The 16372-nt window shown below is 65.1% G+C and carries 15 protein-coding genes, 1 pseudogene and 1 CRISPR repeat array; of the genes and pseudogenes, 11 read left to right on the top strand and 5 right to left on the bottom strand.

The features are described from left to right. Positions 1-142: 142 nt before the first annotated feature. From QZX93_RS15565 to surE, 5 genes and pseudogenes are all read right to left on the bottom strand, one after another. A pseudogene (locus QZX93_RS15565) lies at positions 143-655 on the bottom strand (peroxidase family protein); the annotation flags it as partial. A 24-nt stretch (positions 656-679) separates the two neighbouring features. Beyond that, positions 680-1747: an RNA polymerase sigma factor RpoS gene (gene rpoS, locus QZX93_RS15560; RefSeq protein WP_295392189.1), complete on the bottom strand. Its 1068-nt coding sequence runs from the start codon at positions 1745-1747 to the stop codon at positions 680-682. Positions 1748-1777: 30 nt separating this feature from the next. Then, positions 1778-2659, bottom strand: coding sequence for a peptidoglycan DD-metalloendopeptidase family protein (locus QZX93_RS15555; protein ID WP_295392191.1), 882 nt, complete (start codon positions 2657-2659; stop codon positions 1778-1780). A gap of 24 nt (positions 2660-2683) precedes the next feature. Next, positions 2684-3346, bottom strand: coding sequence for a protein-L-isoaspartate(D-aspartate) O-methyltransferase (locus QZX93_RS15550; RefSeq protein ID WP_295392193.1), 663 nt, complete (start codon positions 3344-3346; stop codon positions 2684-2686). Continuing rightward, positions 3346-4095, bottom strand: coding sequence for a 5'/3'-nucleotidase SurE (surE, locus tag QZX93_RS15545; RefSeq protein ID WP_295392195.1), 750 nt, complete (start codon positions 4093-4095; stop codon positions 3346-3348). The genes QZX93_RS15550 and surE overlap by 1 nt, the downstream gene beginning before the upstream one ends. A gap of 260 nt (positions 4096-4355) precedes the next feature. Between surE and QZX93_RS15540 the strand changes: the two genes are divergently transcribed. The 11 genes from QZX93_RS15540 to cas2e all read left to right on the top strand — a co-directional run bounded on the left by QZX93_RS15540 (position 4356) and on the right by cas2e (position 14799). Beyond that, the gene (locus QZX93_RS15540) at positions 4356-4910 is read left to right on the top strand and encodes a Smr/MutS family protein (protein ID WP_295392196.1); all 555 of its coding nucleotides are present in this window, start codon (positions 4356-4358) and stop codon (positions 4908-4910) included. A gap of 752 nt (positions 4911-5662) precedes the next feature. Continuing rightward, the gene (gene cas3, locus QZX93_RS15535; protein WP_295392198.1) at positions 5663-8305 is read left to right on the top strand and encodes a CRISPR-associated helicase/endonuclease Cas3; all 2643 of its coding nucleotides are present in this window, start codon (positions 5663-5665) and stop codon (positions 8303-8305) included. Between the two features lie 353 nt (positions 8306-8658). Next, positions 8659-10158 (top strand): type I-E CRISPR-associated protein Cse1/CasA, encoded by a 1500-nt coding sequence (casA, locus tag QZX93_RS15530; RefSeq protein ID WP_295392199.1) that lies wholly within the window; start codon positions 8659-8661, stop codon positions 10156-10158. After that, positions 10155-10604 (top strand): CRISPR-associated protein Cse2, encoded by a 450-nt coding sequence (locus QZX93_RS15525; protein ID WP_295392201.1) that lies wholly within the window; start codon positions 10155-10157, stop codon positions 10602-10604. The genes casA and QZX93_RS15525 overlap by 4 nt, the downstream gene beginning before the upstream one ends. After that, positions 10601-11734, top strand: coding sequence for a type I-E CRISPR-associated protein Cas7/Cse4/CasC (cas7e, locus tag QZX93_RS15520; RefSeq protein WP_295392202.1), 1134 nt, complete (start codon positions 10601-10603; stop codon positions 11732-11734). The genes QZX93_RS15525 and cas7e overlap by 4 nt, the downstream gene beginning before the upstream one ends. Positions 11735-11744: 10 nt before the next feature. Beyond that, on the top strand, positions 11745-12434 hold the full coding sequence (gene cas5e, locus QZX93_RS15515; RefSeq protein WP_295392204.1) for a type I-E CRISPR-associated protein Cas5/CasD: 690 nt from the start codon (positions 11745-11747) through the stop codon (positions 12432-12434). Further along, positions 12431-13057, top strand: coding sequence for a type I-E CRISPR-associated protein Cas6/Cse3/CasE (gene cas6e / locus QZX93_RS15510; RefSeq protein WP_295392205.1), 627 nt, complete (start codon positions 12431-12433; stop codon positions 13055-13057). Before cas5e ends, cas6e begins: the two co-directional genes overlap by 4 nt. A 40-nt stretch (positions 13058-13097) precedes the next feature. Next, positions 13098-13343 carry a type II toxin-antitoxin system prevent-host-death family antitoxin gene (locus QZX93_RS15505; protein ID WP_295392206.1) on the top strand — a complete coding sequence of 82 codons (246 nt, stop codon included), beginning with the start codon at positions 13098-13100 and terminating at the stop codon, positions 13341-13343. Next, the gene (locus tag QZX93_RS15500; protein WP_295392208.1) at positions 13340-13579 is read left to right on the top strand and encodes a PIN domain-containing protein; all 240 of its coding nucleotides are present in this window, start codon (positions 13340-13342) and stop codon (positions 13577-13579) included. The genes QZX93_RS15505 and QZX93_RS15500 overlap by 4 nt, the downstream gene beginning before the upstream one ends. 25 nt (positions 13580-13604) lie before the next feature. After that, positions 13605-14516, top strand: a complete 912-nt coding sequence (cas1e, locus tag QZX93_RS15495; RefSeq protein ID WP_295392210.1) for a type I-E CRISPR-associated endonuclease Cas1e — start codon at positions 13605-13607, stop codon at positions 14514-14516. After that, positions 14497-14799 (top strand): type I-E CRISPR-associated endoribonuclease Cas2e, encoded by a 303-nt coding sequence (gene cas2e / locus QZX93_RS15490; RefSeq protein WP_295392211.1) that lies wholly within the window; start codon positions 14497-14499, stop codon positions 14797-14799. The genes cas1e and cas2e overlap by 20 nt, the downstream gene beginning before the upstream one ends. Before the next feature lie 92 nt (positions 14800-14891). Further along, positions 14892-16324: direct repeats of the CRISPR family, unit length 29 nt; unit sequence GCGTTCCCCGCGCCCGCGGGGATGAACCG. Positions 16325-16372: the final 48 nt, after the last annotated feature.

Genomic DNA, 16372 nt, shown 5'->3' with positions numbered 1-16372 from the left:
GCACTCATCGATATCTGCCTCGCAACCTGATGTGTGTGCGGCAGTATACTGATTCGCAGATGACAGTTTACGAAAAACTATTTTTCAGGCATTCCCAACTATCTGTTGAATCGCGCAATAATCGGTCGGCGGGAATCGCTGCCTGGTCGTCGACATCGGCCGCTTCAGGCACCGGTCCGAGCAGCGTGGCATCGCCATTGCCGTGGCACTTGCCCACCGTATGGCCACCGGCGGTCAAGGCGACCGTTTCCTCGTCATTCATGGCCATGCGCGCGAAGGTCACGCGCACATCCTGTGCCGTCTTGAGCGGGTCGGGCTTGCCGTCCACGCCTTCCGGGTTGACATAGATCAGCCCCATCATCACGGCGGCCAGCGGGTTTTCCAGATCGCGTTCTCCCGAGTAACGGCTGCCCGCGCTGCCGCTGGGGGCGAGCCATGCCTTTTCGGACCCCCAGTAGGTGTCCTTCTCGGGATGCCAGATGTCCTCGCGGCCGAAGGCGAAACCGAAGGTCTTCAGGCCCATCGACTCGTAGGCCATGGTGCCGGCGAGGATGATCAGGTCGGCCCAACTGATCTTGTTGCCGTATTTCTTCTTGATCGGCCACAGCAGACGCCGCGCCTTATCCAGGTTGACGTTGTCGGGCCAAGAGTTAATTCACCATACCCCTCAGCCGAGTGCTCACTGAAAGAAGGAATCGGGCGAAAAGCCTTCCTTTTTCAGGATCTCGCGCAGGCGCTGCAGGGCCTCCACCTGGATCTGGCGCACCCGTTCGCGGGTCACGCCCACCTCCAGCGCCACCCGCCCCAGGGTGGAATATTCGTGACCGTGCAGCCCAAAACGGCGCTCGACCACCTCACGTTGTTTCTCGTTGAGCTGGCTCAACCAGTGCTCGATATGCGCCCGCAGGTGCTCATCTTGGATCTGATCGCTCGGGTCGTCGACCGTCGCGTCCTCGAGCAGGTCGACCAAGGGTCGATCCGCGTCCCGGCCGACGGGCGTGTCCACCGAGGTCGCCCGCTCGTTCAGGCCCAGCATGCGCTTGACCTCAGCGATCGGCTTGTCCATCAGCGCCGCAATGTCCTCGGTGGTCGGCTCCCGGTCGAGCTGCTGGGCCAGACTCCGCGCGGCCTTGAGATAGAGATTGATCTCCTTGAGCACATGGATGGGCAGCCGCACGGTGCGCGTCTGGTTCATGATGGCGCGCTCGACCGCCTGACGGATCCACCAGGTGGCATAGGTTGAGAAGCGGAAACCCCGCTCCGGGTCAAACTTCTCCACGGCGCGGATCAGCCCCAGATTGCCCTCCTCGATCAGGTCCAGGAGCGGCAGTCCCCGATTGAGATAGCGGCGTGCGATATTCACCACCAGCCGCAGGTTGCAGACGATCATCCGCGTCCGCGCCGCGCTGTCGCCGCCCTGCGCCAGCCGGGCGAGCATGATCTCCTCCGCCGCCGTCAGCAGGCGGGACTCACCGATCTCGTTGAGATAGAGGCGGGTCGCATCGAGCTCGCTCTCGCCGCAGGCAAAGCGTTGATTCGTCGACTCCACGGTCGGCGGGTCGGGGTCCTCGTCCGGGCGCTCGATGCGCGCGATGACCGCCGCTTCTTCTTCAAACAGTTCGATGACCTCCGTGGGGTCCTCGTCGCCGAGCAGGAGCAACGCCTCCTCTGCCGTGCCGAGATCGAACTCGGGCGTGATCTCGACGCCCTCAGGCGCGTCGATTTCCAGGTCCTCAGTGGTTGACATCCAGATCTCCCTCAATCCGCTCGGACGGGATCATTTGCGCGGGGGCAGGTAGAGCAGCGGGTTGACCGCGGTGCCGTCGCGGCGCACCTCGAAATGCAGCAGTGGGGTTCCGTCGGGACCCTCGCCGCATTCTGCCAGCGCTTGGCCGCGTTTGACGCGATCCCCTTCCTTGGCCAAGAGTTGCCGATTGAAGCCGTACGCGCTGAGATAATCCTGATTGTGCTTAACGATAATAAGGTTGCCATAACCCTTGAGTCCACTGCCGCTGTAAGCCACCCGGCCCGCCGCCGCTGCACGCACCTCCTCCCCCGGACGGCAACCGATCCGCAGCCCCGAACTGGCCGGGTCACCGGCGCGGAACCCCTGTTTGACGGCCCCCGCGAGCGGCCAGGCCCAATCCACCCCGGAAGCAGCGCCACGGCGACCCGGGGTCGGCGCCGACTCGACCGCGACTGGGCGCTTGGCGGTGCGCGCGGACCCATGAGCCGTGGACCCGCCGCGTGGCCTGGCGGCCCGCGAGGTCCGCCGCGGCCGCGGCGGTGCGACCCGCAACAGCTTACCGCGGTAAAGCCTATAGGGGGGCTTGAGGCGATTCCAATCGATCAACTGCTGGACACTGACATGGCGGCGCTCGGCAATGCTTCCCAGGCTATCGCCCGCACGGACCCGCTGGTAGCCCTTGGGGATTGGCGCGCGCACCGAGCGGGTCGGCCGGGTGGTCCGCGCGCCCTCCCAACCAACCACCGGGGCGGGTCCACTGGTCCCGGCGCAACCAGTCAATCCCAGCAAGGCAACCAGGATGCCGGCCCACAGCGCCGGCCACCAGCGGCCCACCCACGGCCCGCCGACGTCGCGCCGCTGCGGCGGCGCAACGACCGACCGCGGGCGACTGGGTCGGTGATGGGGGATCATTGAGCTAAATCCGGCCGTTGCCCATCAGGCGACACCCCCGAGCAATGGGACGAAACTCACTGGCTCCAGCACCTGCTGATCGAACCCATCCGCCTCCCGGGTAACCCGCATCAACACCTGCCGATCCGCCTCCCCCATCGGCAGCACCAGACAACCCGTGGGCGCCAGTTGCTCGGCCAAGGCGCGCGGCACCCCGCGCGGTGCCGCGGTGACCAGAATGCCGTCGTAAGGGGCATAGTCGGACCAGCCCTGGAAGCCGTCGCCGTAGCGGAAACGCACGTTGCGCACCTTAAGCAGTCGCAGGCGGTGTTGGGCGAGCTCTTGGAGCGAGGCGATGCGCTCGACGGTGTAGACCCGTCGCACCAGCGCGGCCAGCACCGCCGTCTGAAACCCGGAGCCGGTCCCCACCTCCAGCACCGTGTCGCAGGGTCCATGCGCCAACAGCGTCTGGGTCATACGCGCCACGATATAGGGCTGGGAGATGGTCTGTCCCAGACCGATGGGCAGGGGCGAATCCTCATAGGCGCGGCTCGCCAGGGCCTCATCCACGAACAGGTGCCGCGGCAGTTCACGCATGACCCGCAGCACCTCCGGGTGGGTGATCCCGGCCTCGATGAGACGCGCGATCAGGCGTTCCCGGGTCCGCTGGGAGGTCATCCCGATCCCCGCATGACTCAAGTCGGACATCAAACGCATGCACTCAGCCAGGTCCCGAGCGCCGCCAAGGCGCCGTGACGGGTCAAGTCGACCTGGAGCGGACTGATCGACACATAACCGGCCCGCAGGGCGTGGAAGTCGGTCCCCGGCCCCGCATCCTGCTCAGGCCCCGCCGGGCCGACCCAATAGATGGTCCGACCCCGTGGGTCGGTACCCGCCACCACCGCCTCCGCCTTGTGGCGATGACCCAGGCGGGTCGCCGCGAACCCCGCCAGGTCCGCATAGGGCAGGTCCGGCACATTCACATTGAGGATCAGGTTCGAGTCCAGCGGCGCCACGCTCAGGCGCTCCACCAACAGGCAGGCCACCCGCACGGCCGTGTCCAGATGGCGCGGCTCGCGCGCATCGATGGAGACCGCAATCGCCGGGAGCCCGAGAAAACGCCCCTCGGTGGCCGCCGCGACGGTCCCGGAATACAGACAATCGTCCCCTAAATTGACCCCGTGATTGATCCCGGCGACCACGATGTCGGGCTCGGCCTCCAGCAATCCGGTGACCGCCAGATGAACACAATCCGTCGGGGTCCCGTCCACCCGGATAAACCCGTTGCTCATACGCACGGCGTGCAGCGGCACATCCAGTGTCAGTGAGTTGCTGGCACCGCTGCGGTCGCGCTCCGGGGCCACCACCGTCACCTCGCCCAGCCGGGCGAGCCCCGCCGCCAGGGCGAGCAGCCCGGGGGACTGGTAACCGTCGTCATTGCTGACCAGTATCTTCATGTAACCGGCGCCCACAGTGGAACAGACAGGGGAAAGGCCCGCCGATGATACTGGAAAGCCTCGCCGCGGACACCCCGTCGCCGGGTGCGGTCACCCCGCGCCGTGGCGCGGGCCGCGGGTATACTCCGGCGAAGCCCGCGCAGCGTGGCGCCACGCGGCGCGCCTGCTCATTTGTCATTGACACGTGCCCTTATGCCAGCAGATCCAGCGAACGATCAAGGCCCAGCGCCGACGTGCCTAGCCCCGAGGCGCCCCAAACCATGAAAAAACCCGTCGACCCGGCCGATCTCGACCTGTTTCGCGCGGAGGTCCAGGACGCCCGGCCGCTCCAGCACGACTACGCCGAGCACCCGCGCAAACGCCCCCCGCCCATCCCTCGCCCGCGCACGCCGGAACTGCCTGAGGACGGCGGGACCACCCTGTCCGAGGCCGCGGTCGAGACCTACGAGTTCCTGCTCTACACCCGCCCCGGGCTGCAACAGCGCGTGCTCTCCGACCTGCAGCGCGGCGCCATCGAGGTTGGGCTGGAGGTCGACCTGCACGGACTCACCATCACCGTCGCCCGCCGCGTCCTGGCCGACTTCCTGATCGAATGCGCCCACCGCCGGGTGCGCTGCGCCCGTATCATCCACGGCAAAGGCACCCGCTCACCCGATCAACAGCCAATACTCAAACAAAAGGTCAATTATTGGCTGCGCCTCTACCCGGAGGTCCTCGCCTTTTGCTCCGCCACCCGCCGCGATGGGGGCACCGGCGCCGCCTATGTGTTGCTGCGCAATCCCAATAAGGCCAAGCGGGAGGGGGCGAAGGGGTGAGGGAACCCCTGGTCGGGCAGGCCATGCGCGCGGTCATCCCGTTGACCGAAAAGCGCTTTGGTCGTCGCTACGACCATAGGAGGTCGAGGCTTTAGCCGGCCCGCGTACAGGCGCCATTGATTTGCCTTCGACACGTCGGAAACCGCCACTGGCTAAAGCCTCGACCTCCGGTTATGAATGAACCGCCCCTGGGAGCGCCGCACTCCAGTGCGGCGCAATCTCGCAAGCGGCCGCGGCCTCGCAGACACACTATGAATCGGTTGGTTGCAACCCAGACCTGGATTCCGCTGCGCTCCATCCAGGCTACGACGACAACACGTATTGAATACTTTCACAATCTCACTGGGGTGCGGCGCTCCCAGTCGGTCGCTCCGCACCGCGGAACTTGCGGGTTACCCCGCGCCCGTAGGGTCCGCTGCGCGGACCAACGACCTCGCGTCTAGCGCCGTGGCCGGGATTATGGCCACGACCGGTGGAGCTTTCAGAAGCCCGGAGTGACCGATTCCTTCCTTTGGGTCACTGGCGTTTTAGGTCAGATTCCGGTTATGCTTCCCTACATGCATCAAGGGGCCTTGATCATCGTTGCGTCCGGACGATCGGTCAGCGCGGCTGCGCGGAGCGCGTCGAACCGTAGGGTGAGCGCAAGCGGGGTGGCCGGAACCAGGATCAACGCCCTCGGAGGCGGACTGGTTGATGGCCATCCTCCCCGAGAAACTGTGACAGACGACGTCCACGCGAGGAGTTCAGCATCAATGGAAGAAACGCCTGCCTACTTCAACTACTGGGGCAAAGCCGACGCGAAAGACGAACAGGGGCCGACCTGGCATCCCTTCGCCTATCACTCGCTCGACGTCGCCGCCGTCGCCGCAGCACTATGGGAACAGTCACCGACGATCCGGCGAACCTTCGCCAGCGCCTTCTCCGTCGACCTGGACCACACCGCAGCACTACGCGCCTGGGTCTTATTCTTCGTGGCGCTCCACGACATCGGCAAACTCCATGCCCTCTTTCTGATCAAGGCACCCGAGGCAGCAGCCTTGGCCTGGCCGGAACTCGATCCCGCGATGGTTAAGCGCCATACGGCCAGTGCTTATGATCACGGCCACGAAGGGTTCCGCCTGGTCAAGCAAGAGCTTACCACCTGGATCGGCAACGGCGACCAGGAACCGAGGCGAATCTGGCGCCGCTGGCGTCCATGGATTGCCGCTGTCACCGGCCATCACGGCGACATCCCGGGCGAGAACGAAGAAGGGCGGCCACCCCGCGAGTACGCTGAACCGGTGATCGCGAATCACGACACGAACGCCCGACGCTCATGGGTAGAGCAGATGGCCACCCTTTTTCTCGTCCCGGCGGGGCTATGCCTGACGGACTCACCCCCGGTATCCGGCATCCCCGCCCGCAATCTCCTCGCCGGATTCTGCAGCTTGTGCGACTGGATCGGCTCCAACGCCGAGCACTTTCACTACATGGCGCGAGACGCGCCGGAAAGCACCTATTTTGAGACCCGACTTCGGCAAATCGCGGATCAGAACCTGCTGACGCATCTCGGACTGTTAGCCCCGGCGAGTCCCTACGCCGGGCTGTCGTCATTGCTTCAGGAAGACGAGAAACCCCGCGGCATTCAGGTTATGGTCGATGCCTTACCGCTCGCCGCCGGACTAACCCTCATTGAGGCCCCTACTGGCAGTGGCAAGACCGAGGCCGCCCTGGCCCACGCTTGGCGCCTGCTCGGGGCCGGTTTGGGCGAGGCCATCGTTTTTGCTTTACCGACTCAGGCGACCGCCAACGCCATGCTGACCCGGGCGGAGAGCTTCGGTCGATACGCCTTCGGCCCCGCCAACGTGGTCCTGGCCCATGGCAATCGCGCCCTGAACCCCGAGTTTCAGCGCTTGGTCGACGCCGGGCGGCACGCGACCGCCCAAGGCCGTGAGGAAGCGGGTATGCAATGCGCCGCCTGGCTCGCCAGTAGTCGCAAGAAGGTCTTTCTCGGCCAGATCGGGGTCTGTACCGTCGATCAGACCCTGCTGTCAGTTTTGCCGGTTCGCCACAGCTTTGTTCGCGGGTTTGGGCTCAATCGATCCGTCCTCATCGTCGATGAGGTCCATGCCTATGACGCCTATATGAACGGCCTGCTCGGCGAGGTCCTGCGCCGCCAGAAGGCCACCGGCGGCAGTGCCATCCTGCTGTCAGCGACCCTCCCGGCGGCCGTCCGCGCCGAGTTGTTAGCCGCTTGGGGCACCGAAGGAAGCACGGAAGCGCCCTACCCAGCCCTGTGGACCACACAAGACCCGCCCGTCGGCCCCCTGACCGTTCCCGACGAGCATCGCCCACCCGAACGGACCGTCTCAGTCGAACTCGCCAAACGACCGGACGCATTCCCCGACCCCGATCTAATCGAGCGCATCGTCGCTGCCGCCGCTGCTGGGGCACTGGTCGGCATTGTAATGAACACGGTCGATCAGGCGCAGCGGCTCACCCAACTCCTGCGTGAGGCCACGGATTTGCCCGTCGATTTGTTCCACGCCCGTTTCCGACTCAGGGACCGCCAGACGATCGAAAAGGACGTGATCGCGCGGTACGGAAGGTACGCCGACCGCCACCACGGACGCATTCTGGTTGCTACCCAGGTTATTGAGCAAAGTCTGGATCTCGACTTCGACTGGCTACTCAGCCAGTTGTGCCCGGTGGACTTGCTGTTCCAGCGCCTTGGCCGACTGCATCGCCACGAACGGTCCCGTCCGCCGGGTTTCCCGAACCCGGCCTGCACCGTCCTGTGCCCCGAAGGCGAGGACTATGGCGTCCATGAACTGATCTATGGCGACGCACGTTTACTGTGGCGAACCGAGCACCTGCTGGCCGAGCGGGGACAGATCGAGTTTCCTGCCGCCTATCGGGATTGGATCGAAAAAGTGTACGCCGAGGAGCCGTGGGACGACGAGTCCGATACCGCCTACGGGAAACATCTCGCGTGGCGCAACGATCAGCGAGCCGCGGCGGCGCGTGCGCTCCAACTCAGCACCATGACCCTGAGCCAGTTCCGCGACGACGACGAGCGTGCCACCGGCCTCACTCGCGACGGCGAGATGAGCCTCACGGTCCTGCCGCTACTGGACGACGGGCGCCTGCTGGACGGCACCAGCCTGAGCGTCTTGGACGACCACGGTCGCGCCGAGGCCTTGCTCCTGAACGCGGTCCCCGCCCCACGTAGTTGGGAGAAATCGCTCAAGGAGTACGCGTTTGATGACGACGGACGGACCAAGCTCCCGGTGGGGCCGACGAGACCCGGGGCCTGGGCATCGGCCGATGGGCGCTTCGCCTACTCGGCCGAGTTCGGGCTGGAGAAGGTCGCGGCGACAGGTCAGGAAGACCCGTCCCGCGCGCATCCCCGCTGACGCGGGGAACAGTGCCGTCAGCACGCTTGCGCAACACAGACAGCGGTTCATCCCTAGTCACCTAGGGCACAAACATGGATTAACGACTTCCAGGCTAGCCAACGCAAGCGGCCAAATTTCAGGGATGCGACGTCAGTGTCCGATGATGTTTCTTGCTACGCTTAAGGAACACTGACAGCTTGCTTTACTTTGAGGAAGCTCGAGAGTAACCTCCCGCTATCGGTTCATGGTCGGAGGTCCCGCCCATCACCGACGGAATCGGTCCCGGCCTTCGACAAGCTTAGTCCGCCCGGCGTGTTGAGCTTGCGCTTGATTAAGGCTGTGCTCTCGACGGTTTGGTTAGGAGTAACCCTTTGAACCTACTGGAAGCCCCCTGGATCCCCATCCGCACCGACGATGGTCGCGGCCCCTTCAGTCTCATCACCTACCGGGAGTTGTTGTGCGAGCCCGGCACCTGGCGCGTCAGCCTGCCACGGGATGACTTGGAACTCGCTTGCATCCAGCTTTTGGTCTGCATGACTCAAGTGCTGTTCCAACCCGCAGACGACGACGTGCTGGACGAGCGACTGGACGAACCCCTGAGCGAAGCAACATTCGCCGCGGGCATTGCCCGCTACCAGGACTGGTTCGACCTGGACCATCCGACTCAGCCGTTCATGCAGACCCGCGGCGTCGCGTCCAAAGAGGCCACGCCAATCCAAAAGCTCCTCATCGGCCTGCCCGCCGGCAACAACCATTGCTTCTTCAACGAGACGGGCGAAGTCGCCGCACTCTCCGCCCCCATCGCTGCCATCGCCCTGTTCCACCAGGCGAGCAACTGCCCAAGCTTCGGCGGCGGCTTCAAGGGTAGCCTGCGCGGCGAGGCACCCATCACCACCCTGGTGGACGGGCCGAGTCTGCGGGAACAGGTCTGGCGTAACGTCCTCACCCTGGAACGCACCCGCGCCGAGTTGTTCTGGACCCGCGATCTCACCGACGAACGTCCTACCTGGATCGACCCGATCAAGGCCGGTCAGACCATCTACCCACACCAGATCGGACTCATCCGCGGGCTCTTCTGGCAACCGGCCCATGTCGAGCTGATTCCAGCCGCGGAGAGCGGCCCCTGCGACTTGCTCGGGATTGAGGCCGGCCCCCGCTATACCGGCTTCCGCAAGGAGAAATTCAACTTCACCCTGGATGGCAACTGGCCTCACCCACATGGCGCGCTGAACATCCGCGTCAAGAAGGGAGAGCGGGAGACGAAATTTGCCTCCTTCACCACCGACGCACCGGCCTGGACCCGGCTTACCGAACTGGTGGTGAGCAAGAAGGCCGATGACAGCGGCGGCAACCGCCCCGCACTCGCCATCGGTCAGGCCAAGGCGCTGGACATCCACCCTTTACACCTGCTGGTTGGCGGCTATCACAACAAGAAGGCATCGGTGTTGGAACGCCGCCATGAGCTGATTGAACTCGGAGAGGGCTGGGACGACGAGAGCGGGCGTCTGGAGGACCTGGTAAACATTGGCCTCGCAGCAAAAAAAGCCTTACGCGGTAAACTCTACTTCGCCGTCCAAGGCCACAAGGACAAGGGCCTGCCGGGCATTGGGGCCGCGATCCATGAGACCGGCGAGCGCCTGTTCTACGCGCGCACCGAGGCGCGCATCCTCGCCACCTTCTCGAACAGCGCCACCTTTTCCGAGTGGCAGCAGCACCTCGACGCCTATGCCGCGGCGCTGTCTACCGAGTGCGAGAGCATTTTCAACGACCTGACCGATCCCTACGCCATGAAGCCGGAGCTGATCCCGATCATCGCCTGGGCGCGGCGCAGCCTCACCGCAGACCTGAGGAAACTCACGGAGGGCAAATGACCACCGAAACACTGGACTTCGCCGACCAGTATCGGCGCTTCAAGCAACTCCCGCCGGGGGCCGTGGCACCCATGCGGCGAGTCGCCGAACCAGATGCACTGCGCGACACGCCCGGGCTCTACCGGCTCTTTCCGGGCGCTCGCCCCACCGATCAAGAGGTCCGCACCGCGTTCATTGAGCCCTGGTGCCAGCAGCCCAGTGGCGGCAACGCCTTGGGCGCACTCTGCGCCGATAAGATCGCCGAGGCACGGGTCATCCAGATCGCCCGCGCCGACTTTCCCGACGACCTGATCGGCCTGCGACGGCTCGTCATCCAACTGCAACCGGCCTTAGGTTGGCTGGAGATCGCCCCTTGGGTCTGGTACTGGGGACCAAAGACCAAGCGCCGTTTCGTTGAGGACTACTACATCGCCCTTCACAAGCTCGACAAAGGAGCCAAGCCATGACCGCCAGGAACTTCGTCAACCTCCATGTCCTGATCTCCCACAGCCCTTCCTGCCTGAATCGGGACGACATGAACATGCAGAAGACCGCCGTCTTCGGCGGCCGGACCCGGGTACGCATCTCCAGCCAGTCATTGAAGCGCGCCATGCGCACCAGCCCCTATTACCACTCGACCCTCGGTGTACCCTCTGTGCGCACCCGAGATCTGGGACTGCTGACCGAACGCTTCGTCGAGCGACTCAAGGACCGCTATGACGCCGACCTGATCGCCCAGGCCCTGGCCCTAATGTCCGGCAAGGAAGGCATCGCCACCGGCGAGGACGCCGATGCCGTCGCCCCCTGGTCGGTGGATGAAGTCGCCTATTTCTGCGAACTGATCCGCGCCGGTGAGACCGACGCCAAGCAGATCGAAAAGCGCATCCTGAAAGAGGCGGCACCCTTCCGCGCCGCCATGTCCAAGGCCCTGGACATTGCCCTTTCCGGACGCATGGCGACCAGCGGTCTCATGACCCATCTGCCGGTGGACGGGGCACTCGCCATCGCCCACGCCATCACCACCCATGCGGTGGAACCGCAGGACGTAGACTGGTTCACCGCCGTGGATGACCTGACCCAGGACGCCGGTGAGACCGGCGCCGGGCACCTCAACACCCAGCAGTTCTCGGCCGGTGTGTTCTATCGCTATGCCAGCCTCAACCTGCGTCAACTCCAGTTGAACCTGGGCCTGATTCCGACCATTGATGCACCAGAGACGCCAGCGTCCCGCGCCCGTGCCCTGGAGATTGCTCGCCACGCGCTACACCTACTCGCCACCGTGGTGCCCGACGCCAAGCAGCAGTCGTTTGCCGCCCACAACCTGGCGGATTTTGTCATCGCCAGCCTGGCGGACCAGCCGGTCTCGCTCGCTAATGCCTTTGAACAACCGGTGGAGCGTGACAAGAAGCTCAGCGGCTACCTTCAACCCTCCATCGACCAACTGGCTAGCTACTGGTCGCGGGTCAACCGCGCCTATGGGCTGAATGAGCAGGCACGCGCCTTTGCCTTACCTGAGGGTATCCAATTAGGCGACCGCCCCGCCCTGGACACCCTGACAGAACTAGAAAACTGGATCACCCGCGACGGACAGGACTGAGGGGACGCCCATGGCCGCATTTCTGATCTTGCGGCTGGACGGACCCATGCAGGCGTGGGGCACCCACACCTTCGAGGACTACCGTCCGGCCAACCTGTTTCCCACCCGCAGCGCTCTACTCGGACTCCTGGGCGCCTGCCTGGGGCTCGATCGACGTGATATCGCGGGCCTGACCGCGCTGGCCGAGAGCGTGACCTTCGCGGTACGCGCGGACCGCGAGGCCCCGCGCCCGGACGGGGACCGCCCGGCACGCAAGCCGGCCCTGAAGCTACCGGACTTCCACACTGTGCTGGATGCCCGTAAGGTCGACGGTTCAGCGAACAAGAACCCGGTGGTTTCCCGCCGTGAGTACCTGTTCGACGCCGCATTCACCGTCGCGGTCGGCACCCGCCCCGGCGCGGTCTTCGACCTGGACCGGATCGCCGCCGCCCTGCGACGGCCCCGCTTCACACCCGTACTCGGACGCCGCTCCTGCCCCATCACCCGGCCCCTGCTGGAAGGCAGCGCACCGGTGGAGGCAACGGACGCACTGGCCGCCCTCGCCCAGGTCCAACCGATTGGCGGGTTGATCTATGCGGAGGGCACCGACGGCGGCCAAGTCATGCAGATCCGCGATGTGCCAAGCTACGGCCGCATTCGCCAGTTCGGCACCCGCCGGCTACGCCTACATCGCGACGCTGCCCAAGGAGAAGGAACATGATCTTAAGCCGCGCCGAGATCCCCTGGGCCGCCGCCCGCGACCCCTACCAACATCATCGCGTCCTCTGGCGACTCTTCCCCGATGAACCCAGGGAGCCCCGCCAGGGCGAGGCGGAGCCGCGCCATGGTTTTCTGTTCCGAGTTGAGGATAACCGGCCGGGTCGCCCGGCCCGGATACTGGTGCAATCCAAGCGCCCCCCCAGCCCGGCGGCGGGGGTCACACTCATCGCGAGCCGCGAGGTGCAGCCCCAGCCATCTACCGGGCAACACCTGGCATTCTTACTCACCGCTAACCCAGTCAAGACCATCAAGGACACGCAGGCGGAGCAGAAACCCGGCAAGACCAGCGAGACCTGCCGCGTTCCCTTGGTCAAGGAGGACGAGCAGCGCGCCTGGCTTGCGCGCAAGCTGGAGGGTGCAGCGCAGCTCGAGACGGTCACTCTCCTGCCCCACCAACCCCTGTTCTTTCGGCGAGGCAACCGCGCCGGAAAGCTCTCCACCCTGAGCTTTGAAGGGGTGCTCTGTGTGCAGGACCCGGAGCGACTGCTCGGGCTTCTGGAGAACGGCATCGGCCCAGCCAAGGCATTCGGCTGTGGCCTACTCCTCGTCCGGCGACTCGGCTAGACCCCGAGCACATCAGCAGCATGACTTTCGGGAGGCATCCATGAACTGGCCCCTCAGAGATCAATCAGACCGACTAAAGCAGGTAGTGGATGAGGCCCGGCGCTCCGGACCCCAGGTGATTACCGCCGAAGGCCAGGAAACCGCAGTGGTTCTCTCCATTGAGGACTACCACCGGTTGCAGCCACCATCAGAGAGCCTGGCTGATTTCCTTATGAAATCGCCGCTACGCGGAAGCGGAATAAGAATCGAGCGCGACCAAAACCTCGGGCGGGACATCGACCTGTGAAGTTCCTACTCGACACCAACGTGATCTCCGAGTTCGCCAAGGACCAAATCAATGCCGGCCTAATGGAATGGCTGGCGCATGGCGATGAGCGGGCAATGGCAATCAGCGTTGTCTCGATCGGCGAGATGGATACACTGATTGCTGCCGTTGCCATCAGCCACGATCTGACGTTGGTGACCAGGAACACCGACGATTTCAAACGCACGGGCGTCAGGCTCATCAACCCCTGGCGCTGAGCCCCCAACGGATCAGGACGGTGAAATGCTCCCCCCACTGAAACCCATCGCCATGAAAGAGCGCATCTCGCTGATTTTCATAGAATACGGTGAGATCGACGTACAGGACGGTGCATTCGTCGTCATCGACAAGAACGGGGTACGCACGCACATCCCGATCGGCAGCATTGCCTGCATCATGCTGGAGCCCGGCACCCGCGTCTCGCACCGCGCCGCCGCGCTGGCCGCGCGGGTTGGCACCCTGCTGGTGTGGGTCGGCGAGGCCGGGGTGCGGCTCTATGCGTCAGGGCAGCCCGGCGGGGCGCGCTCCGACCGGCTGCTCTACCAGGCTAAACTGGCCCTGGACGATCAGGCACGGCTCAAAGTGGTGCGCAAAATGTATGAACTGCGATTCGGCGAGGCCCCACCGGAGCGGCGCAGTGTGGAGCAGTTGCGAGGCATCGAGGGAGCACGAGTCAAGAAGACGTATCAGGATTTGGCCAAACGCTTCGGCGTCGACTGGAAGGGCCGCAACTACGATGCCAGCGATTGGGACAGCAGCGACCTGCCCAACCTGTGCCTGTCTGCCGCCACCGCCTGCCTCTACGGCATCACCGAGGCAGCCATCCTGGCCGCCGGCTATGCCCCCGCGGTGGGCTTCATCCACACCGGCAAACCTCAGTCCTTCGTCTATGACATGGCCGACATCGTCAAGTTCGATACCGTGGTCCCGGTGGCGTTCAAGATTGCCGCCAAACAACCTGCAAACCCCGAGCGGGTGGTGCGCTTGGCCTGCCGCGATTGCTTCCGCGAGACGAAGTTGCTCGGTAAAATCATCCCCCTGATCGAAGATGTCCTGGCAGCCGGGGAGCTAAAGCCGCCGGAGGCGCCGGAAGAATCGGTCGGGCCGGCTATTCCCGAGGGCGAGAGGCTGGGCGATGCTGGTCATCGTTACTGAGAACGTACCGCCCCGGCTGCGCGGTCGCCTGGCGGTATGGTTGCTGGAGATCCGCGCCGGGGTGTATGTGGGCAACCCATCCAAGCGCCTGCGGGAATTTATCTGGGCGCAGGTCACGGAGGGTGTTGAAGCAGACGGCAACGCTGTCATGGCCTGGAGCACCAACACCGAATCAGGGTATGATTTCCTTACCGTCGGCAAGAACCGGCGAATACCAGTGGATTTCGATGGATTGCGATTGGTGAGTTTTCTGCCTCCGGATGCCCCCAAGAAAGCTCCTTAACAATCGAAAACGAGCCCCTTTGAAATGCGGACACATTTGGTAGACTTTTTCCTCGCGAAATTTTCTAACAAAATCCGCAAAGTATGAGCAGTGCGTTCCCCGCGCCCGCGGGGATGAACCGGGGCAACGGAGCCGAACCAATGACAGACCGCCGCGTTCCCCGCGCCCGCGGGGATGAACCGCTTGTAGACTCCACGAAAGAACCGGCGAAAGAGCGTTCCCCGCGCCCGCGGGGATGAACCGAGACGATGAGCGAACCCGAAGCACAGGCCGCCGCGTTCCCCGCGCCCGCGGGGATGAACCCGACGGGGCCATCGAGTCGATGGCGGTGCCGGCGCGTTCCCCGCGCCCGCGGGGATGAACCGGCTCTGGAAAGCCCGACATCTGGTATGACTGCGCGTTCCCCGCGCCCGCGGGGATGAACCGGCAGATGGCGCGGCGGCGTGAGCCGACGATGAGCGTTCCCCGCGCCCGCGGGGATGAACCGTCCTGTGTGATGGCGGCCAGGATGATCACGCTGGCGTTCCCCGCGCCCGCGGGGATGAACCGGTCCGCTGGGACTGGCCGCTCTACTTCAAGCTGCGTTCCCCGCGCCCGCGGGGATGAACCGGGTGAAGCTGCACTGCCAGCAGTTACAGAAGGGCGTTCCCCGCGCCCGCGGGGATGAACCGCGGGATCTGCTGCTGTCCGACGCCCGCCAGGTGCGTTCCCCGCGCCCGCGGGGATGAACCGGGTTCGGCGCCCGTCTTACGGAGACCTTGAACGCGTTCCCCGCGCCCGCGGGGATGAACCGACGGCGTGATCGAGATGGGCCGCGATTGGGGGGCGTTCCCCGCGCCCGCGGGGATGAACCGTCCCACTGTGTGCCCTCGAAGGTGGCCGTACCGCGTTCCCCGCGCCCGCGGGGATGAACCGGTGGCCAGGGCGGTGGACATGATGCCGGCCGAGCGTTCCCCGCGCCCGCGGGGATGAACCGACGAGAACGCCCGCGCCGCCATCTCCAGCGACGCGTTCCCCGCGCCCGCGGGGATGAACCGGCATGGAACCACTCGTGCGCCAGACTGCCGCCGCGTTCCCCGCGCCCGCGGGGATGAACCGGGTCACATTAAAGGGTGCGGGTTGCCCCGCACGCGTTCCCCGCGCCCGCGGGGATGAACCGGATCGGCACCTAACAAACTGTGTTCACTTTGGGCGTTCCCCGCGCCCGCGGGGATGAACCGATGACAGTGTGCCATGGGCTAGGGTCTACCCTGCGTTCCCCGCGCCCGCGGGGATGAACCGGGTATGCCCAGACAGTGCCAGCAGTTCGGCTAGCGTTCCCCGCGCCCGCGGGGATGAACCGCCCGAAAGGGCAGGGGCAGGAGGCCCAACCGAGCGTTCCCCGCGCCCGCGGGGATGAACCGGGAATCGGGAAGCCGCTATTGCTGCCATGACCGCGTTCCCCGCGCCCGCGGGGATGAACCGGGCTGAAAAAGAGCCCGGGGGCATGCAATAACGCGTTCCCCGCGCCCGCGGGGATGAACCGGGCTGAAAAAGAGCCCGGGGGCATGCAATAACGCGTTCCCCGCGCCCG

Source organism: uncultured Thiodictyon sp., assembly GCF_903946935.1.
Taxonomy (GTDB): Bacteria; Pseudomonadota; Gammaproteobacteria; order Chromatiales; family Chromatiaceae; genus Thiodictyon.
Note: the sequence above shows the minus strand (reverse complement) of the source record. Positions and strands in the feature narration are given on the sequence as shown.